The 19,126-nt window shown below is 57.7% G+C and carries 21 protein-coding genes; 10 read left to right on the forward strand and 11 right to left on the reverse strand.

The window, feature by feature from the left end; genetic code table 11:
- Nucleotides 1–411: a response regulator transcription factor gene (locus tag ED661_RS15645; protein ID WP_122074864.1), complete on the reverse strand. Its 411-nt coding sequence runs from the start codon at nucleotides 409–411 to the stop codon at nucleotides 1–3.
- 95 nt (nucleotides 412–506) lie between these two features.
- Nucleotides 507–1,805, reverse strand: a complete 1,299-nt coding sequence (locus ED661_RS15650; protein ID WP_122074865.1) for a helix-turn-helix transcriptional regulator — start codon at nucleotides 1,803–1,805, stop codon at nucleotides 507–509.
- Between the two features lie 233 nt (nucleotides 1,806–2,038).
- On the opposite strand from ED661_RS15650, the gene ED661_RS15655 reads away from it, so the two are divergent.
- The 5 genes from ED661_RS15655 (at nucleotide 2,039) to ED661_RS15675 (ending at nucleotide 7,389) form a co-directional block, all read left to right on the forward strand.
- A complete protein-coding gene (locus ED661_RS15655; protein WP_009808643.1) occupies nucleotides 2,039–3,385 on the forward strand; it encodes a substrate-binding protein in 1,347 nt (448 codons plus the stop codon).
- Nucleotides 3,386–3,561: 176 nt separating this feature from the next.
- The gene (locus tag ED661_RS15660) at nucleotides 3,562–4,584 is read left to right on the forward strand and encodes a branched-chain amino acid ABC transporter permease (RefSeq protein ID WP_122074866.1); all 1,023 of its coding nucleotides are present in this window, start codon (nucleotides 3,562–3,564) and stop codon (nucleotides 4,582–4,584) included.
- A gap of 3 nt (nucleotides 4,585–4,587) precedes the next feature.
- Nucleotides 4,588–5,790, forward strand: coding sequence for a branched-chain amino acid ABC transporter permease (locus ED661_RS15665; RefSeq protein ID WP_122074867.1), 1,203 nt, complete (start codon nucleotides 4,588–4,590; stop codon nucleotides 5,788–5,790).
- A 12-nt stretch (nucleotides 5,791–5,802) separates the two neighbouring features.
- On the forward strand, nucleotides 5,803–6,558 hold the full coding sequence (locus tag ED661_RS15670; protein ID WP_122074868.1) for an ABC transporter ATP-binding protein: 756 nt from the start codon (nucleotides 5,803–5,805) through the stop codon (nucleotides 6,556–6,558).
- Nucleotides 6,559–6,633: 75 nt separating this feature from the next.
- Nucleotides 6,634–7,389: an ABC transporter ATP-binding protein gene (locus tag ED661_RS15675; protein ID WP_122074869.1), complete on the forward strand. Its 756-nt coding sequence runs from the start codon at nucleotides 6,634–6,636 to the stop codon at nucleotides 7,387–7,389.
- Between the two features lie 157 nt (nucleotides 7,390–7,546).
- Here ED661_RS15675 and ED661_RS15680 read toward each other — a convergent pair whose 3' ends face one another.
- Entirely contained in the window at nucleotides 7,547–7,930 is a 384-nt protein-coding gene (locus ED661_RS15680; RefSeq protein ID WP_122074870.1) for a CVNH domain-containing protein, read from the reverse strand.
- Nucleotides 7,931–8,065: 135 nt separating this feature from the next.
- A complete protein-coding gene (locus ED661_RS15685; protein ID WP_122074871.1) occupies nucleotides 8,066–9,565 on the reverse strand; it encodes a class I adenylate-forming enzyme family protein in 1,500 nt (499 codons plus the stop codon).
- Nucleotides 9,566–9,699: 134 nt separating this feature from the next.
- Here ED661_RS15685 and ED661_RS15690 point away from each other — a divergent pair, with 134 nt between their 5' ends.
- The 4 genes from ED661_RS15690 (at nucleotide 9,700) to aat (ending at nucleotide 13,005) form a co-directional block, all read left to right on the forward strand.
- The gene (locus tag ED661_RS15690) at nucleotides 9,700–10,239 is read left to right on the forward strand and encodes a LuxR C-terminal-related transcriptional regulator (protein WP_122074872.1); all 540 of its coding nucleotides are present in this window, start codon (nucleotides 9,700–9,702) and stop codon (nucleotides 10,237–10,239) included.
- Between the two features lie 181 nt (nucleotides 10,240–10,420).
- The gene (gene accB / locus ED661_RS15695) at nucleotides 10,421–10,912 is read left to right on the forward strand and encodes an acetyl-CoA carboxylase biotin carboxyl carrier protein (protein WP_122074873.1); all 492 of its coding nucleotides are present in this window, start codon (nucleotides 10,421–10,423) and stop codon (nucleotides 10,910–10,912) included.
- 9 nt (nucleotides 10,913–10,921) lie between these two features.
- The gene (gene accC, locus ED661_RS15700) at nucleotides 10,922–12,271 is read left to right on the forward strand and encodes an acetyl-CoA carboxylase biotin carboxylase subunit (protein ID WP_122074874.1); all 1,350 of its coding nucleotides are present in this window, start codon (nucleotides 10,922–10,924) and stop codon (nucleotides 12,269–12,271) included.
- Between the two features lie 101 nt (nucleotides 12,272–12,372).
- Nucleotides 12,373–13,005, forward strand: a complete 633-nt coding sequence (aat, locus tag ED661_RS15705) for a leucyl/phenylalanyl-tRNA--protein transferase (protein ID WP_122074875.1) — start codon at nucleotides 12,373–12,375, stop codon at nucleotides 13,003–13,005.
- Here aat and ED661_RS15710 read toward each other — a convergent pair.
- The 7 genes from ED661_RS15710 to ED661_RS15740 all read right to left on the reverse strand — a co-directional run bounded on the left by ED661_RS15710 (nucleotide 12,954) and on the right by ED661_RS15740 (nucleotide 17,753).
- Complete coding sequence (locus tag ED661_RS15710) at nucleotides 12,954–13,346, reverse strand: DUF2155 domain-containing protein (RefSeq protein WP_122075454.1); 393 nt, start codon at nucleotides 13,344–13,346, stop codon at nucleotides 12,954–12,956. The genes aat and ED661_RS15710 overlap by 52 nt on opposite strands.
- Before the next feature lie 14 nt (nucleotides 13,347–13,360).
- Nucleotides 13,361–13,813: an outer membrane lipid asymmetry maintenance protein MlaD gene (gene mlaD / locus ED661_RS15715; protein ID WP_122074876.1), complete on the reverse strand. Its 453-nt coding sequence runs from the start codon at nucleotides 13,811–13,813 to the stop codon at nucleotides 13,361–13,363.
- Nucleotides 13,814–13,915: 102 nt separating this feature from the next.
- Complete coding sequence (locus ED661_RS15720; protein ID WP_122074877.1) at nucleotides 13,916–14,302, reverse strand: NADH:ubiquinone oxidoreductase subunit NDUFA12; 387 nt, start codon at nucleotides 14,300–14,302, stop codon at nucleotides 13,916–13,918.
- A 113-nt stretch (nucleotides 14,303–14,415) separates the two neighbouring features.
- Nucleotides 14,416–14,979, reverse strand: coding sequence for a VOC family protein (locus ED661_RS15725; RefSeq protein WP_122074878.1), 564 nt, complete (start codon nucleotides 14,977–14,979; stop codon nucleotides 14,416–14,418).
- A 197-nt stretch (nucleotides 14,980–15,176) separates the two neighbouring features.
- Nucleotides 15,177–15,548 carry a RidA family protein gene (locus ED661_RS15730; protein WP_122074879.1) on the reverse strand — a complete coding sequence of 124 codons (372 nt, stop codon included), beginning with the start codon at nucleotides 15,546–15,548 and terminating at the stop codon, nucleotides 15,177–15,179.
- 159 nt (nucleotides 15,549–15,707) lie between these two features.
- A complete protein-coding gene (gene clpX / locus ED661_RS15735; protein WP_009808661.1) occupies nucleotides 15,708–16,976 on the reverse strand; it encodes an ATP-dependent Clp protease ATP-binding subunit ClpX in 1,269 nt (422 codons plus the stop codon).
- Nucleotides 16,977–17,120: 144 nt separating this feature from the next.
- Complete coding sequence (locus ED661_RS15740) at nucleotides 17,121–17,753, reverse strand: ATP-dependent Clp protease proteolytic subunit (protein WP_122074880.1); 633 nt, start codon at nucleotides 17,751–17,753, stop codon at nucleotides 17,121–17,123.
- Between the two features lie 346 nt (nucleotides 17,754–18,099).
- On the opposite strand from ED661_RS15740, the gene ED661_RS15745 reads away from it, so the two are divergent.
- Nucleotides 18,100–19,107 carry a GlxA family transcriptional regulator gene (locus ED661_RS15745; protein WP_122074882.1) on the forward strand — a complete coding sequence of 336 codons (1,008 nt, stop codon included), beginning with the start codon at nucleotides 18,100–18,102 and terminating at the stop codon, nucleotides 19,105–19,107.
- The last annotated feature ends 19 nt before the right edge of the window (nucleotides 19,108–19,126 follow it).

A 19,126-nucleotide genomic window follows, 5' to 3' on the forward strand; every position in this document is an offset into this window, starting at 1 on the left:
TCACTGGGCAGCGTCCTGTGACGCTGTTTGCGGGGCCTGATAGGCCTGCGCATAGAGGTCGCGGACTGCTGTCAGCACTTCGGAATTGGAAAAGGGTTTGGTCATGAACCGGGTGACCCCGGCCTTTTCCGCCATCTCACGGTCCTTCAACTGGCCCCGCGCGGTCAGCATCAGAACCGGAAGAGGTTGCAACTCCTCTACCAAGCGCAGTTCTTGAATTACTTCGAGACCACTTTTTCCAGGCAGCATGAGATCCAGGATCACCAGATCAGGGCCGGCGGCCTGAATGACCTCAGCCGCATCACTGCCATTGCCATGCACATCCACAGTCCAGTTGTCACGGGTCAACAGAAACCGGATGGCCTCAGCGATATTCGGCTCATCTTCGATTAAAACGACATGTCTGCTCATTGGCAGATATTCCTCCCAGCGCGGCTGTTTCAGGCAGTTTTGCCCTCCGTCGCGTCCTTATCCCCCACCAGACTACCCTCCTGCGCCCGCAGCTGTCAAAACTCTTCCTTCAAGATTGAGGGTTCACGGCGCGCTTCGCAGGTTTGACGCGGACAGATCCGACAACTGCTGCCGACCGGATGCGCCTGCGCTGGCACATCGCTTTGCGGCAGAATCAGCATCACCGCATGATAAAGCGGGTCACGTTCAAAGGAGCTGGGGCCGTGGTTCCAGGCCACAGCCAGGCATTCAAAACCCAGGGCGCTGCGCCCCTGTTGCACCACATTGCGCCGCAGGGGCACATCGGGGCGTTGTAATGCGGTATAAATCGGCCACAGCGGACAGGACGCGCCAAAGCGCGGCAGGGCAAAACCGGCCACTGGTTTACGAAACAGGATCGACCCCGAAGCATCACAAACCACCAGCCCGGCATCCTGCCCCAGCACATCAACCGGCAGAACTCCCAGTCGGCGCAGGACCACCGGCAGAGCGACGTTAAACCGCAGCGCCAGTGCCGATGGGTCCAACCCCTGGGACTGTATACTCTGCGCCACTTCCTTGAGCGGCATCAGTTCTGCGTCGCTTTGATATTGTTCCAATGCGCCCCGGGCAATCATCCGGGCCGAGTCACTGACCAGCTCCGGCGCTGCCGCAACCAGCTCTTTAGGGGAACTCTGCCCCTGCTCCAGATCTGGAAAGTGATAACTGTGGGACAGAAAAAACTCCTCGGCCTCTTCCTGCGGCACACCGCGACGCTCCGCGCTGCTGTCGCTTTCATCGAGAAAATTCACCAATGCCCGGCTGCTTTCGGCCAGGCGTCGGGAGTCCTCGTTAAGGTTATTATGAAAACGATCACGCCATTCCTGCTCCAACTCCCCGGTTTCCGCCAGAATTGAGGCAGTCGAGCGGATCGCGGCCGCCGTCGACAGCACCTCATGCAACGACGCCGCCAGATGCGGATCATGGGTCAGACGATCCGACAGTGTCTCAACGGTGCGTTCCAACCTGGAAATGCGCTGGTGATTGCTGGCCAGAACCTCGGCCCAGCCAGGGAAACGACCGGCAAACTCATCAGTACGGTCCAGCTCCGCCACTTTCGGGCCAGCATCCGCTGCGGCCTCCCGCAGAGCGGCAATCAGTGCCGCCTCGGCACCTTCGGTCAGCATCGAGGGTTCAACCCCCAGAACCTGTGCCAGATCCACCAGAAGTTTACCGCCGATTCTGCGGCGGTTGTGCTCAATAAGATTGAGGTAAGAGGCCGAGATTCCGGCCTTGCGCGCCAGCTCTGCCTGTCGAATACCAAGCATCAAACGCCGTTCCCGAATACGGCTGCCTGTCAACGTGTCGCGCGCCATGAGTTGCCTCCCTGTCAAAACCCCACCTTTTCAACGGCTTTCTGCATTGCAACATAACAAAATTTACAGAATACCGGTGAATACTGTGCATTTGTTTACAGAATAGATGATCAATTCAAGGGTTTTATTGCGCAATTTTACAAGTCCCTCCCATACTGATTTTGCACAAAACGTGCAGACGCCCGGGCAGAAGTGAGGAGCTGTTCAGCGTTTTACACATAAGGGAGGATTTTATGTCCAAGTCAGCATTCTCGCGTCGCGGGGTCCTGAAGTCAGGTGCTCTCGCAGGCACTGGCCTTGCGCTTCCAACAATTTTCACCGCGTCTTCCGCAGCCGCGTTCACCAATGACCCAACCGGTAGCTCGGTCACCTTGGGTTTCAACGTTCCACAGACCGGCCCCTATGCCGATGAGGGCGCCGACGAACTGCGCGCCTATCAGCTGGCCGTTGAGCACCTGAACGGTGGCGGCGACGGCGGCATGATGAACACCTTCTCGTCCAAAGAGTTGCAGGGCAACGGCATCCTGGGCAAAGAAGTCAAATTCGTCACCGGTGACACCCAGACAAAATCTGATGCGGCCCGTGCTTCGGCCAAGTCGATGATCGAAAAAGACGGCGCCGTCATGATCACCGGTGGCTCCTCCTCCGGTGTGGCCATTGCTGTTCAGGGTCTGTGCCAGGAAGCTGGCGTGATCTTCATGGCGGGTCTGACCCACTCCAACGACACCACCGGTAAAGACAAGAAAGCCAATGGCTTCCGTCACTTCTTTAACGGTTACATGTCCGGTGCGGCGCTGGCGCCAGTGCTCAAGAACCTCTATGGCACTGACCGGAACGCCTATCACCTGACCGCCGACTACACCTGGGGCTGGACGCAGGAAGAATCCATCGCGGCCGCCACCGAAGCGCTCGGCTGGAACACCGTGGAAAAAGTGCGCACGCCACTGGCTGCCACTGACTTCTCTTCCTACATTGCCCCTGTTCTGAACTCCGGTGCGGACGTGCTGGTTCTGAACCACTACGGCGGCAACATGGTGAACTCGCTGACCAACGCGGTTCAGTTTGGCCTGCGTGAGAAGGTCGTGAATGGCAAGAACTTCGAAATCGTAGTTCCGCTCTATTCGCGCCTGATGGCCAAGGGTGCGGGTGCCAACGTTAAGGGCATCCACGGGTCCACCAACTGGCACTGGTCCCTGCAGGACGAAGGCAGCCAGGCCTTTGTACGGTCCTTCGGCACCAAATACGGCTTCCCGCCCAGCCAGGCGGCGCACACCGTTTACTGCCAGACCCTGCTCTATGCAGATGCGGTTCAGCGCGCGGGTTCCTTCAACCCATGTGCCGTGGTCGAAGCTCTGGAAGATTATGAGTTCGACGGTCTGGGCAACGGTAAGACACTGTACCGTGGTGAAGATCACCAGTGCTTCAAAGACGTTCTGGTCGTACGTGGGAAAGAAAACCCCACCTCCGAGTTTGACCTTCTTGAAGTTGTCGAAGTCACACCTGCTGCACAGGTTACCTACCCTGCGGACCACCCAATGTTTGCCGGTGGTGCATTGGGCAGCTGTAACTCGGGCGCCTAAGTCAGGTCGTCTCAGCCGGGCGCTCACAGTCGCGCCCGGCACTTAATCTTTATTCTGACATCCCGGTTTCACCTGCCGCGGCCTTGGCCGTAGAGGCGTGCCGTCAAGACGGGGCATGAGGCCCTGCGCAGTCGGAATCCACCACTTCCACATCGAAGAACCCAAGGGTGGGGACAATGGACGCAATCCTATTGCAAATTTTAAACGGGCTGGACAAAGGCTCTGCCTATGCGCTGATTGCGCTAGGCCTGACACTCATTTTTGGCACGCTGGGCGTGGTGAACTTTGCCCATGGTGCATTGTTCATGATCGGCGCCTTCTGCGCTGTCACCGTGCAGCGCTTGCTGAGCCTCAGCTATGAGGTCGTCGACGAGACCCAAAAGGATTTCCTTGGCAACCCGCTGAAAGTAAAGACATCCTATGTGGAAAGTTGGTTTGGTCCAGAAATGGGCGGTGCCATAATAGACTGGGCGGTGCCCATCGCGATCATCTTTGCTATTCCTATCATGATCCTCATTGGATTTGTCATGGAACGCGGGCTGATCAAGCATTTTTACAAGCGTGAGCACGCGGATCAGATCCTGGTGACCTTTGGCCTCGCCATCGTGCTGCAGGAAGTGATCAAGTACTTCTACGGCGCCAACCCAATTCAAACAGCCTCCCCCGAGGCCTTGAGCGGTGTTGCAAATGTCGGTGCGCTCTTCGGGACGGAGATTTTCTATCCGGTCTGGCGTATCGTCTACTTCTTCTTCTCGGTTGTCATCATCGGCGGCATCTTCTCCTTCCTGCAGTTCACCACCTTTGGCATGGTTGTGCGCGCTGGTATGGCAGATCGTGAAACCGTGGGCCTGCTGGGCATCAATATCGACCGCCGCTTTACCATCATGTTTGGGATTGCTGCCGCTGTCGCGGGGCTTGCCGGGGTGATGTATACGCCGATCAACTCCCCCAACTACCACATGGGCATGGACTTTCTGGTGCTGAGCTTTGTGGTTGTGGTTGTGGGCGGCATGGGCTCCCTGCCCGGCGCCGTTCTCGCGGGTTTCATGCTGGGTATTCTTGAGGCCTTTGCCTCGATGAACGAAGTCAAATCTATCCTTCCCGGTATCGACCAAATCATCATCTACGTCGTTGCGATCATCATTCTGCTCACCCGTCCGCGGGGTCTGATGGGCCGCAAAGGTGTGATGGAGGAATAACACATGTTCGGACTTGATAATAAAGACACTCGGATGCTCTTGGTCGTCGCTGTACTGACGCTCTGCGCACCCTTCATCCTCAATCCTTTCCCCACCGACAGCGCCATGGCGCAGTTCAATGCGGGCTACCCGGATTTGATGCAACGCTTTGTGATCTTTGGCATCTTTGCCATCGGTTTCAATATCCTCTTTGGCCTCACCGGCTATCTCTCCTTTGGTCACGCGGCCTTTCTGGGTGTCGGTTCCTACTCCGCCGTCTGGATGTTCAAACTGCTGAGCATGAACGTGGTGCCTGCCATCCTGCTCTCGGTGGTGATCTCAGGCCTGTTTGCGCTGCTCATCGGCTTTGTCTCTCTACGTCGCTCAGGCATCTACTTCTCAATCCTGACGCTGGCTTTTGCGCAGATGTCGTTCAACCTCGCTTACTCAGTCCTGACCCCGATCACCAATGGGGAAACCGGTCTGCAGCTGACCCTGGACGATCCCCGTATCCTGGGTGTCTCGGCTACCGCTGACGGCTCGATCCCGGTGACCAGCCTGTTTGGTCTGGAGATGCGCTCAACCTTTGAGATGGCTGTTGGCCCCTGGGCCTTCCAGTTCAACGCTGGGTACTATCTCTGTGCGCTGATCCTGCTGGCGGCCTTCTACCTGTCGATCCGGATCTTCCGCTCGCCCTTTGGCATGATGCTGCGGGCTGTGAAGTCAAACCAGCAGCGGATGAACTATACCGGCCTCAACACCAAGCCCTACACTCTTGCCGCCTTTGTGATTTCCGGCATGTATGCGGGTCTGGCCGGTGGTCTGATGGCCTCGATGGACCCCCTTGCAGGCGCCGAGCGTATGCAGTGGACCGCGTCTGGTGAAGTGGTTCTGATGACCATCCTCGGCGGTGCTGGCACCCTGATTGGTCCGGTTCTGGGCGCAGGCTTCATCAAATACTTCGAGAACATCTTCTCCAAGATCAACGACCATGTTTTGCACGGCTGGTTCAGCTTTATGCCAGATGGGCTCGAGGACTTTGTGGTCTTCATCATTCACCCCTTCATCGGCAAGGGCTGGCACCTGACCCTGGGAATCCTGTTCATGCTGGTTGTGGTCTTCCTGCCGGGTGGTCTGGTTGAAGGTGGTCAACGCATCGCCAAATGGGTGAAGGGTCGCAAGAACAAAGACGACTCTACCTCAGCCACGAAAACCCCTGCGGAATAAGGAGACGGATTGATGGGTATTCTTGAAGTCAAAAACGTAGGCAAACGCTTTGGTGGTCTACAGGCGCTGGGAGATGTTAATCTCAGCGTCAAGGAAAACACCGTCCACGCCATTATCGGACCCAATGGCGCGGGCAAATCGACCCTGTTGAATTGCCTGGTGGGCAAGCTGATCCCCGACACCGGATCGGTGATGTTTGACGGTCAATCAGTGCTGGGGCGCAAACCCTTTGAGATCAACCAGATGGGCATCAGCCGCGTGTTCCAAACGCCCGAGATCTTTGGCGATCTCTCGGTTTTGGAAAACATGCTGATCCCCTGCTTTGCCAAACGGGATGGCGCGTTCTCCTTGAATGCGATCACCTCGGTGCCCAGCGAAAAAGACGTGCTGGAAAAGGCCGAAGCCATGCTGGAAGAGATGAACATGGCGGACAAGCGGCATATGCACGCGGCCTCGATGTCGCGCGGGGATAAACGCCGCCTTGAGATCGGCATGTGCCTGTCGCAGGAACCGCGTCTGCTTTTGTTGGATGAACCCACCGCCGGTATGGCGCGGGCCGATACCAACAACACCATTGATCTGCTGAAAGAGATCAAGGAGCAGCGCGACATCACCATCGCCATCATCGAGCACGACATGCATGTGGTGTTCTCGCTGGCGGATCGGATCACAGTTCTGGCCCAGGGCACGCCTCTGGTCGAGGATGATCCGCAGAACATCCGTGGCAACCCCAAAGTGCGCGAAGCCTATCTCGGCGAGTCGGCGTAAACGGACATTTCCCGCCCATCCTGACAGGCGACAAACCTGCGTCAGGATGGGTCAGGGCAAGAAAGGACAAGACAGATGAACGTCAAACCCGACTTCTCCAAGAACGCCAATCAGGCGACCACTGCGCCGGCCTTTTTGTCGGTCTGGGACATGCATGCCTATTATGGCGAGAGCTATATTGTGCAGGGCATCAATTTTAACGTCCATGAGGGCGAAATCCTGGCGCTGCTGGGCCGCAACGGCGCGGGCAAGACCTCGACCCTGCGCTCCATCGCGCGCATCGGCGATCCGCAGGTGACCCAGGGGGAGATCTGGTTGGATCACCAGCCGCTGCACCTGATGGAAAGCCATGAGGCCGCCACTGCAGGTCTGGGGCTGGTGCCCGAAGACCGCCGTATCATTGCCGGCCTCACAGTTGAGGAAAACCTGCAGCTGGCCCAGATTGCCCCGCCCATCGGCTGGTCGATTGAGCGCCTGTATGACCTGTTCCCGCGTCTGGGCGAACGTCGCAAGCAAGAGGGCGTGACCCTGTCGGGTGGTGAGCAGCAGATGCTGGCAATTGCCCGCGCATTGGCCCGCGACATCAAGGTGTTGTTGCTGGATGAACCCTATGAGGGCCTCGCACCGGTGATCGTGGATGAGATCGAAAAGACCCTCATGCACGTCAAGGAACAGGGCATGACTACCATTCTGGTGGAGCAAAACGCGGTACGGGCGCTGGAACTGGCAGACCGGGCTGTGATCTTGGACACCGGCGGCATCGTCTTTGACGGCACCGCAGCCGAGGTTCTGGAAAATGCCGAGCTGCGCGCCGAATACCTGGCGATCTGATCGTAAGACACTCCCCGTTGCACGGGCCAAAAGCCTAAAGCAACATCTCCCTGACCGGCCTCCCTCTGGGACGCCGGTCTTTTTTCTTGTGCCATTGAACACAACTAGGGGCGGCCCATTGTGCCGCCCCTTCTTCTTGTCGAGTCTGTATCAAGCGTTAGTAGGACAGAACCCCATTCTGGTTGGAAATGCCTTCAACTTCGATTGAGGTCTCAATGAACTCGCCACTCCTGGTCCGACAGTTTGCCGTCAGCGTCACGGATCTGAGATCGCTCAACAGCCCGATGTTGCCACAGCTCTGCTGGAACGAGCTTGGCGCGCCATCATGGGTCAGGACGCCATTCTGATTGGAGATCCCACGGATGACAATGCTGGTTTGGTTGGCCTCGCCATTCGCACGCAGGCAAGTCGCGGTAATGCCGGCGTCATTGCCCAGATAGGAAAACTGGAAGTTTGAACAGGTGTTCTGAAAGGAGCTCCCGGCCCAAGCGGCTGTGCTCAGAATTGCCGCGGAAATGGAAAGTGAACAAAGTAGCTTCATGGTAATTCCCCCTAAAGTTAAGTCGCAAAAGATCTGGCGACCGTTTTAGGAGACTAGACACCTTCGGCATTTTTGCAAGGCAACTCATCCGGGCTGAGCAAAGCAGCCCAGCTGCTACGAGGTTTTGCAACCGCTTCACAGCAACCGCGCCCGCAGTTCGGTCTTTAAGACCTTGCCATAGTTGTTCTTGGGCAGCTCTCCCACCTGGATATAGGCCTTGGGGCATTTGAAACGGGCGATCTGATCACGACACAGCGCGTCCAGCTCGGCCTCAGATGCCTGCCCAACCACAAAGGCCACCACCTCTTCGCCCCAATCCGAATGGGGACGCCCCACCACAGAGACTTCCTGGACCAGAGGGTGCATCAGCAGCACCTCCTCGACCTCGCGCGGGTAGATGTTGGAGCCACCAGAGATAATCAGATCTTTGGAGCGATCCTGCAGGGTCAGATAGCCTGCGGCGTCCAACACCCCCATGTCGCCAGTCATCAGCCAGCCATCCTTTAGGGTCTGCGCTGTGGCCTGCGGGTTGTTCCAATAGCCCGGCATCACCGCGTCACCGCGCACCATGATCTCACCCAGTTCTCCCGCTGGCAGGGACTGCCCATCAGAGGCGCCAATCCGCAGCTCAACCCCGCTTTGGGCCCGCCCCACCCCGGCAAGACGCCTCTTCCAATCAGGATGCGCCCGGTCGCTCACCTCGGAGCGTTTGAGCGCCGTGATCCCCATCGGGCATTCGCCCTGACCATAGATCTGGATGAAGATCGGACCAAAATGCGCCTCAGCCTCGATGATATCGGCCAGATACATCGGCCCACCCGCATAAATCACGCTGCGCAATCCTTCGCCCGATCTCCCCTGCGCCTTGGCCACGGCTGTCATGCGGGTGACCATGGTGGGTGCGGCAAAGATCTGCACCCGGGTAAAATGCGCCGCCAGATCAAAGATCTCCATCTCGTCAAAGCCGCCCGACACCGGGCAGACATGGGCGGCACCAACCAGAACATGCAACATGTTATAGAGCCCGGCGCCATGGCTCATCGGGGCCGCATAGAGGATCTGATCCGCCCCGGTGGCCGCATCCACATCAGAGAAATAGCTCAATGAGACCGCCATCAGCATGCGATGGGTGATCTGTACCCCCTTGGGCTGCCCGGTGGTGCCGGAGGTATAGAACAGCCAGGCCAGATCCTGTGGATTCCGTTGCATAGGGGCCGCAATGGGGGCCGATGCCAAGGCAGCACGATAGACCTCCGCGCCTGTAGAGGTCACCGGGGTCGCTACCCCTACTGCAGACAGGGCATCGTCCAGACCGGGGCTGGTAAAGACCATGGCAGCGCCTGCATCCTGCAGGATGAACTGGGCTTCACGGCCGTGCAGCTTGGCATTGATCGGCACCGCCGCCGCACCTGCATACCAGATGGCATAAAGCGTGATCAGGTAGTCCGGGCAGTTCTTCATGAACAGGGCGATGCGATCGCCGGGCTCAACCCCCTGGGCCTGCAACCAACCGGCCAGTGCCGCCGCCTTTTGATGAAACCCCAGATAATCCGCGATCAACTCCTGCCCCAGATAGAGCGCCGGACGCGCGCCATCAGATTGCGCCTGCCGATGCAGCCATTGCGCGATATTCATCGCCTGATCTCCTCCTGAATTGCGGGCTCTTTTACTCCCTCCCCGGAGTGTTGCGACAAAGAGCCTGTCAAAAACACCCTTCCATGGTGCAGCTTTCCCTTCAATTCCGCAAAAATACCCGGTTAATAGGAGCCATGAGCGATTTAGCCTTTGACCATGCCCCCGTGGGCCTCGCCGTTTTGGAAAACCGTGTGATCAAGCGGTGCAATCTGCAGTTTGCAGCCACTTTCGGCGGCACACCTGCGGATCACGCCGATGTGCTGATTGCCGAGCTCTACCCCAGCCAGGAAGATTACCATCGTATCGGCGAAGTGCTGCAACAGGACGAAGGCGCCAAATCCGGCCTTTACAATGATGAACGCATTATGCGTCGCCAATCAGGCGAATTGTTCTGGTGCCGGGTACGGGGGCGCTCCATCAGCCCCGAGGACCCATTTCGCACTGGCGTCTGGTCCTTTGCCGATATTTCAGAGGACCGCCCCGTCGTTGGTCTCACCCCGCGTGAGCGCGAGGTGGCGATCCTGACTTGCAAGGGGCTCTCAGCCAAGGAAATCGGGCTGAAGCTGGATTTGTCCTATCGCACGATTGAAACGCATCGCGCCCATCTTTTGCAAAAATTCAACGCCCGCAAACTGCCCGAACTGGTGGCCAAGCTGAGCGGCATGCCGCTTTAACCGTTAGATATTGGCGAAAACTTTGGTGCAGAGATTGCGAATCCCGCCAAGCCCGCCCATTTTATGCCCCAGATCGACAGCGCTTTCCTTGTGGTAAAGCTTCCCCTATAAGCGCTTCTAATTTCATGGCTGCCTATCTGGCAGACCAGTTGCAGACCTGTCGGAACCGGCTGAGGACACAATGACAAATAAAACGCACGAAGCAGATGTGGCATTCATCAAGGCCTTGGCCGAATTGCTGCGGGACAACGACCTGACCGAACTGGAGGTCAAGCGCGACTATAGCGAAGACGACAGCCTGAATGTGCGCGTCTCGCGTCAGGCCGTCGTGGCCGCGGCCGCCCCCGTTCAAGTGGCTGCCCCCGTGGCCGCCGCCGCACCTGCGGCAGCTCCTGCCCCTGCCGCCGCAGCGGCCCCTGCAGAAGATCCTGCCAGCCACCCCGGCGCTGTAACCTCGCCCATGGTCGGCACCGTCTACCTGCAGGCAGAGCCCGGCACCCCCGCCTTTATCAAGATCGGTGATCAGGTCAATGAGGGCGACACCCTGCTGATCGTCGAAGCGATGAAGACCATGAACCACATCCCGGCGCCAAAATCCGGTACCGTCAAGCGCATCCTGGTTGAAGATGGCGCCGCCGTCGAATTCGGATCTCCGCTGGCCATCATCGAGTAAGGGCAGCCCATGTTTGACAAGATCCTGATTGCCAACCGCGGAGAGATCGCGCTGCGCGTGATCCGGGCCTGCCGCGAGATGGGCATCAAATCGGTTGCGGTGCATTCCACCGCAGATGCCGATGCAATGCATGTGCGTATGGCCGATGAATCCGTTTGCATTGGCCCCCCTTCGGGCGCGCAAAGCTACCTGTCGATCCCGGCCATTATCTCGGCCTGTGAAATCACCGGTGCCCAAGCGGTGCATCCCGGCTATGGCTTTTTGTCCGAGAACGCCAACTTTGTGCAGATCATCGAAGACCACGGGCTGACCTTTATCGGCCCCTCGGCGCAAGATATCCGCACCATGGGCGACAAGATCACCGCCAAGGACACCGCGCAGAAACTGGGTATCCCGGTTGTGCCCGGCTCTGAGGGCGGCGTTCCCGATGTGGAAAGCGCCCGCAAAGCTGCTGCCGACATGGGATACCCTGTGATCATCAAAGCCACCGCCGGTGGTGGTGGGCGCGGTATGAAGGTGGCCACCTCGGCTGCTGATATTGACGTGGCTTTCTCCACCGCCCGCTCGGAAGCAAAAGCCGCCTTTGGCAATGACGAAGTCTATATGGAGAAATACCTCCAGAAGCCGCGTCACATCGAAGTGCAGGTCTTTGGCGATGGCAAGGGCAATGGCGTGCATCTGGCGGAACGCGACTGCTCGCTGCAGCGCCGCCACCAGAAGGTGTTTGAAGAGGCCCCCGGCCCCTGCATCACCCCCGAAGAGCGCGCCCGGATCGGCAAGATCTGTGCCGATGCCGTTGGCGCCATGTCCTATTCCGGCGCCGGTACCGTTGAATTCCTCTATGAGGATGGCGAGTTCTATTTCATCGAGATGAACACCCGCCTTCAGGTGGAACATCCGGTGACCGAAGCGATTTTTGGTGTCGATCTGGTCCGTGAACAAATCCGCGTCGCCGCTGGCCTGCCGCTGTCCTTCACTCAGGACGATCTGCAGATCAACGGACACTCGATCGAGGTGCGGATCAACGCTGAAAAGCTGCCGAACTTTGCCCCCTGCCCCGGCAAGATCACCGCCTACCACGCCCCTGGTGGGCTGGGCGTGCGGATGGATTCTGCACTGTATGATGGCTATTCGATCCCGCCCTATTACGACAGCCTCATTGGCAAGCTGATCGTACATGGCCGCGATCGCCCCGAGGCACTGGCGCGTCTCAGCCGCGCCCTGGGCGAGCTGATCGTCGACGGCATCGATACCACTGTACCGCTGTTCCATGCCCTGTTGGCCGAGCCTGACGTACAGTCCGGCGACTATGGGATACACTGGCTGGAGCGCTGGCTGGAAGAAAACCTCGGGGGCTGATCCCCGATAGAACTGGGGCGCTCTGCAACAGAGCGCCCCTTTTTACATTGATCACACGCCTTTCATGCCGCCTTTCCCTCCCTCGTTGTTCAGGCAAATTGATGACCCTCACTCCGGATCTTTTGCTGCATGCCTATTCCATCGGTGTTTTTCCGATGGCCGAGCACCGCGAAGATGATGAGATCTTTTGGGTCGACCCCAAACAGCGCGGCATCTTTCCGATTGATCAGTTCCATATCTCCCGCTCCCTGGCCAAAACCATTCGCCGAAGCGCCTATGTGATTTCGGTAAACCGCGCCTTTGCCGAAGTGGTTCAAGCCTGCGCCGACCGCGAAGAGACCTGGATCAATGGTGAGATTTTTGACCGTTACCTCGATCTGCACGCTATGGGACATGCCCATTCGCTAGAGGTCTGGGATCAGGATCGGCTGGTGGGGGGCGTTTATGGCGTCTCTCTGGGGGGCGGCTTTTTTGGCGAGAGCATGTTTTCGCGCCAGCGCGATACGTCCAAAATTGCTCTGGCCTATCTGATGGATCGGCTGCGCCAAGCCGGGTTTCACCTCTGCGATACTCAGTTCCTGACCCCACATCTTGCCTCCCTAGGGGCGGTAGAGATCAGCCGCGCGGCCTATAAGGCGCGGTTGCACGCAGCGCTGGAGGTTGAGGCGGATTTTGACGCGCCTCAGTTGCCTTCGCCTGCACTGCTGTTGCAGCGAATGACCCAGACATCGTAACGGGCGTGATCCAGCGCCGAAAGCGCCGGGCTAGAGGCAATCATCCAGCCGTCAAAAAACACTTCGCCGTTCAGCGGATCCCGAATGGTGAGATAGGCATAGGCATCGCCGGTCGGGTTGGCTGCCGGATAGCGGCATTCGGTCAAGGTGACGATCAGACCATAAATCTCGGCGCTGCCACCGATCTGGACTTCGACATCGGTATTGTGGCCGTTGACCTTATCCAAGCCCCGCAAAACAGCCGAAACACCGCGCTCCGCCGGTTCCTGCGCTGCAACCGGCGCCCCCAGGGTAAGCGCGGTCGCCAAACCAAGGGAGAGCCCGCGAAACAGGCCAGACATGCCAGCGACAGAAATCACGAGTCGCCCCCGCTGCCCGAGACAAATTTCACCAGCAGCGAAATCAGGCTGACCGCGCCCTGCGTGTCTAGCACTTCATCGCCGGGTTCAAAGTTGAAGGGGGAACCACCTGGCATCACCTCGACAAAATTGCCGCCCAGCAACCCTTCCGAGGAAATGATCACCGAGCTGTCATCCGGCACCTCGATCCCCTCCAGAACCGAGAAACTGGTATCCGCCCGGAAGGTCTCTGCGTTCAGCTCGACCCCGGTGACAGTGCCGATCTTCACCCCAGCCAGGCGGACATCCGTGCCCACACCAACCCCTTCGAGCGAGCGGAAAGAGGCCGTGAGCTCATAACCGCTGCTGCCTGTGGACAGCCCCGCGACCTGGCCTGCATAGACCGCGAACCCAATGGCCGCAGCCAAAACCAGCCCGCCTGTCAGAACTTCTGTTGTGTTTTGCGACATCGCGTCTCTGCCTAGATCAATGGGTCTAAAAAGGGAAAGGACCAAAGAGCCATCTCGCTCTTGGGTCCATTAATATATATACGATCGGCCCTGGGGAGAGGCCTATTCCGGCACCCAGGCCTCATAGTCGCTCCGCGGCGCCGGGCTGCCCCCGCTGCGGATCGAGCCTGCAGGCGCATAGGCCTTCAGCGTGCCCGTCAGGTTTTCCTGATGCGGCTTTTCCCACTCCTTGTGGACCAGCGGCTTTTTGCTGGGCAGCTCATCAAAGGTGCGGTGCAGCCAGCCATGCCAATCCGCACTAATGCGCGAGGCTTCGACTTCGCCGTTAAAGATCACCCAACGACGGCTGTCATCGGCGTTGTGGTAAAACACATTGCCCTGATCATCCTCTCCCACCTTGATCCCTTTGCGGGCGGTGAAGATCTGAGTATTCAGCGTCTGACCATTCCACCAGGTCACAGCGCGCAAAAGAGTGTTCAGGATTCCCATGAATGCCTCCGAAGATTTCCCTATCCGTATGACGTAAATTCCTGCCAAGGTCCAGTGGCTTGCAGCGGCATCCACTGGCCTTGGCAGGTTTTGGCAAGACTAACCGGAGAGCCTTAAGTTTCAGTAGCCTCGGTCAGCTGTTCACAAAAGGTCAACCGGTTGCCAAAGGGATCGGTCAGCGTGATCTGCAGCCCCCAGGGCACGGTTTCAATACCCGGGTTCAGACTGGGGTAATCCTTGGCCTGCAGCTCGGCATGGAAAGCTTTCACTTGTTGCATCGGAATGAAACACCGCCCACCGGGGGTGGCATCTCCGTGATGCTCGCTCACATGCAGCAAGCAGCTGGAGCGTGAGATCTGCTGATAAAGTGGTAGATGAGCCGCATGCCGGTGCTCCCAATCAACGCGAAAGCCCAGGTAGTCGATGTAAAAGGCCTGCGCCTTGTCGCTATCAAAGCTACGGATGATCGGGATCGCCGGGCTGATCGGAATGGCCGGATCCGGTGAAGACCCAGAGGATCTTGCCGTGATCTGAGCCGCCAGCACATTCCAGTCCGGCAGATCAAATTGTCGCGCCACCAGTTCCAGCACCTGTGAATGAGAAAGCTTCAGCCCCTGCTCTGCCAAAGAGCTCCGCAGAGTTTTTGCCATGGCCTTGGCATCGGTAAAATTGCGCATTGCGCCTGTCCTTTTGCAACGGGAGAACCAGCTGTCAGCGCGCGCGTTACCTCAAGATCTCCCTGCATGGAAAGACGAAGTGCTTGGAAAGATTGATATGTTCACCCTGTCAGAAACGACTGCGCGCGGCAGGCCATATCAGCCTGCCGCCTTTCTAGCCCCAAAACATCAAAAGGACAATCTGGTAGTCGACTAAATCAGGTGGTTTTAGGCGCCAAAGCGGTCACTTCAATCTCGATACGATACTTGGGATCGATCAACCCGGTCTCAATCATGGTCGCCGCAGGTGGGTTGGCACCAAAGACCTCTGCCAGCATCGGCCAGCAGGCCTCAAACTCATGGCGATCCGGCAGGTAATAGGTCACCCGCACCACTTCTGCAAAACCACTCCCACCCTCTTGCAGCGCCTTACCAATGATCTCCAGAGCCGAGCGGCACTGGCTGACCACATCCTCGCCCTGCCCCACGGTACCGGCCACATGCACAAAACCGCCCGCGACCACGGCACGGCAATAGCCAACTTTCTTTTCAAACTCGCCGCCCGACGAAATACGCGTGATCCTGGCCATTAGTGATCCTTTTCATTTGGCCCCAAATATCCTGGGGGTGAGGGCCCAGCGGGCCCGAGGGGGCAAAGCCCCCCTCCTCTTCTGATAAACAAAAAATGGCCGATGTCGCAAGACATCGGCCACTCCCAAAAGGTACTTTTAAACCTTTAACTCAGAGACTTAACTCGCCGAAGCAGGCTCTTTTTCCGCATCTGTGTGGATCATCAGGGGCTGTGCATCAGAGGTCACCGCCTCCTCATTGACCACCACTTTGGTTACGCTTTCCATTCCCGGCAGCTCAAACATGGTTTCCAAGAGCAGATCCTCAAGGATGGAACGCAGACCACGGGCACCGGTTTTCCGCTCAATCGCCCGCTTGGCAATCGCGCTCAGCGCCTCATCGGTAAAGTCCAACTCGGTCTCTTCCAGCTCAAACAGGCGCTGATACTGTTTCACCAGCGCGTTCTTGGGCTTGGTGAGAATGGTCACCAGGGCATCTTCGTCCAGATCTTCCAGCGTTGCCAGAACCGGCAGACGGCCAACAAATTCCGGGATCAGACCAAATTTCAGCAGATCTTCAGGCTCCAGCTCCTGGAAGATCTCCCCAACACCGCGGTCATCATTGTTGCGCACATCAGCCCCAAAGCCCATAGCAGAGCCCTTGCCGCGCTGTGCGATGATGCGATCCAGACCGGCAAAGGCGCCACCACAGATGAACAGGATGTTGGTGGTATCCACCTGCAGGAATTCCTGCTGCGGATGCTTGCGACCGCCCTGAGGCGGGACCGAAGCAACCGTGCCTTCCATCAGTTTCAGCAGCGCCTGCTGCACGCCCTCGCCCGAAACGTCACGGGTAATCGAGGGGTTTTCCGATTTACGGGTGATCTTGTCGACTTCGTCAATATAGACGATGCCACGCTGCGCGCGCTCGACATTGTATTCCGAGGCCTGAAGCAGTTTCAGGATGATGTTCTCGACATCCTCGCCCACATAACCAGCCTCGGTCAATGTGGTGGCATCGGCCATGGTAAAGGGCACGTCCAGGATCCGCGCCAGGGTCTGGGCCAGCAGGGTCTTACCACAGCCAGTGGGACCAATCAGCAGGATATTGGATTTTGCCAGTTCGATGTCATTACCGGCCTTCTGCGCATGGTTCAGACGCTTGTAGTGGTTGTGCACCGCCACAGACAGAACCTTCTTCGCCATGGCCTGACCAATCACATAGTCATCCAGAACTTCGCAGATATCTTTGGGGCTGGGCACACCATCGGTTGCCTTCAGGCCGCTGGCCTTGGTTTCTTCACGGATAATATCCATGCAAAGCTCAACGCATTCGTCACAGATGAACACGGTGGGGCCCGCAATCAGTTTACGTACCTCATGTTGGCTTTTGCCACAAAAGCTGCAGTAAAGCGTGTTCTTGCTGTCGCCACTCGAATTCGTCGCCATGGTCTACCTTTCAGTCCGCTCGCAGGGCCGGTTTCTCCGGGCGCCGCGCCTATCAGTCAGCTTATGACAGCCCATCGGCGGCCACAATGTCAAAATATGTGCCCCGCTAATACCGGGGCACATGTTGTCTCTAAAAGGCGAGCCTTAGCTCTCCTCGTCGTCACCCTTGGCGCGGTTCTCAACGATCTCATCAATCAGACCAAAGGCTTTGGCCTCTTCAGGATCCATAAAGTTGTCGCGCTCCAGCGCCGCTTCTACCTTTTCCAGCTCCTGGCCGGTGTGCTTGACGTAGATTTCGTTCAAGCGACGCTTGAGTTTCAGCGTCTCTTCGGCGTGGATCATGATGTCGGTGGCCTGGCCCTGGAAGCCACCAGAAGGCTGGTGCACCATGACGCGGGAATTGGGCAGCGAGAAGCGCATGCCTTTTTCACCAGCGGTCAGCAGCAAAGAGCCCATCGAGGCCGCCTGGCCGATAACCAGGGTTGATACCTTGGGTTTGATGTACTGCATGGTGTCGTAAATCGACAGACCAGAGGTCACAACGCCACCGGGGGAGTTGATATACATCGAGATTTCTTTTGAAGGATTCTCGGCCTCAAGGTGCAGAAGCTGTGCCACGATCAGCGAGGACATGCCGTCATGCACCGGACCGTTGAGGAAGATAATCCGCTCCTTCAGCAGGCGGGAAAAGATATCATAGGCCCGCTCACCCCGGCTGGTCTGTTCGACCACCATGGGCACGAGGGTATTCATATAAGTTTCTCTGGGATCAATCATGCGAACCTGCCTGCGTTGTGTTATGTCCGGTACCATACCAGACAGAGTATTACCTGAGTCTTAGTATCGCCCTCTTGGGCCTGCAAGAGGTGGCATTTGTTTTTACCGCTCTGTTCCCCCTCCGCCCCCAAGGAATTGCCATCTGTGACACAGGTGTCGCAAAACATCCGAACGCTGTCGTTATTTCAGGGCTATTTGCCGCGCAGGCACAGTAAACGCACTATAGAAAAGGTCAAAGACGCGGCCGTGCCATGATGTCGCAAATCGCATCCTGTCGATAGTTTACCACTACAGCCAGCTTCTTGCCTCAGCGGATTCTCCCCGCGCTTTGCAACAGGACACAGCCATGACAGATGATAATTTTGTTCAAAAAGGTGCATCTGCCACCCTGGCGGTTCCGCATTCAGGTGCGCCACAGGATTTTTACTTCCACTTGCTGCCCAAAGCCACGATGCTGCCAGTGGCCGCAGCAATCGAACCCCTGCGCATTGCCAATCAGGTCACCAACTCAAAACTCTATCGCTGGTTCATTCTGACAGAGGACGGCGAACCGATCCGTTGCTCCAACGGAATGATGATCACCCCGGACATGGCGCTGCAGCCGATGCCTGCGGATGCCCTGGGGTTTGTCTGCGCCGGGGTTGAACCGCAATCCACTGCGGGGGATGCCACCTTGAACTGGCTGCGCCGCGAAAGCCGCTTTGGTCGCTCGATAGGTGGGATCTGTACCGGCGCCTTTGCCCTGGCCCAGGCCGGATTGATCCGCGATCAGGCCTTTACGCTGCACTGGGAAAACCAACCTGGTTTTCAGGAGAGCTATCCTGACCTTGCGCCCTCGGCCAATAGTTTTGAGATCAGCGGAACCTTGATGACCTGTGGCGGTGGCAATGCCGCGACCGATCTGATGCTCAACCTGATCGAAGCACGTCATGGCAAACAACTGGCAATCATCGTGGCCGATATGTGCCTGCATGTGCGCTCCGGTGGACAGGCCACACCGCAGAAATCCAACTATGCGGTGGCCATCGGCAGCCGCAACCAGCGGCTGTTGAATGCCTTGCAACTGATGCAATCCGCCATCGAGGACCCGCTCTCGATAGGAGAGTTGTGTGAGCAGCTCGATATCTCGCGGCGCCAGTTGGAGCGCCTGTTCTCGCGCTATCTGGATCAAAGCCCGATGCATGTCTATTTTGACATGCGTCTTGCCCATGCCTTTGCCCTGATGAATGAAACCGCGATGAGCGTTACCGAAATCGCCCTCGCCTCCGGTTTCAACAGCTCGACGCATTTCTCACGCCAGTTCAAACGAAAATTTGGGGCTTCGCCGCATTTTTTCCGCAAAGGTTGGAACTAGAGACAGCGCTTAGCAGGAA

This window comes from Pseudophaeobacter sp. EL27 (assembly GCF_900313025.1).
Lineage (GTDB): Bacteria > Pseudomonadota > Alphaproteobacteria > Rhodobacterales > Rhodobacteraceae > Pseudophaeobacter.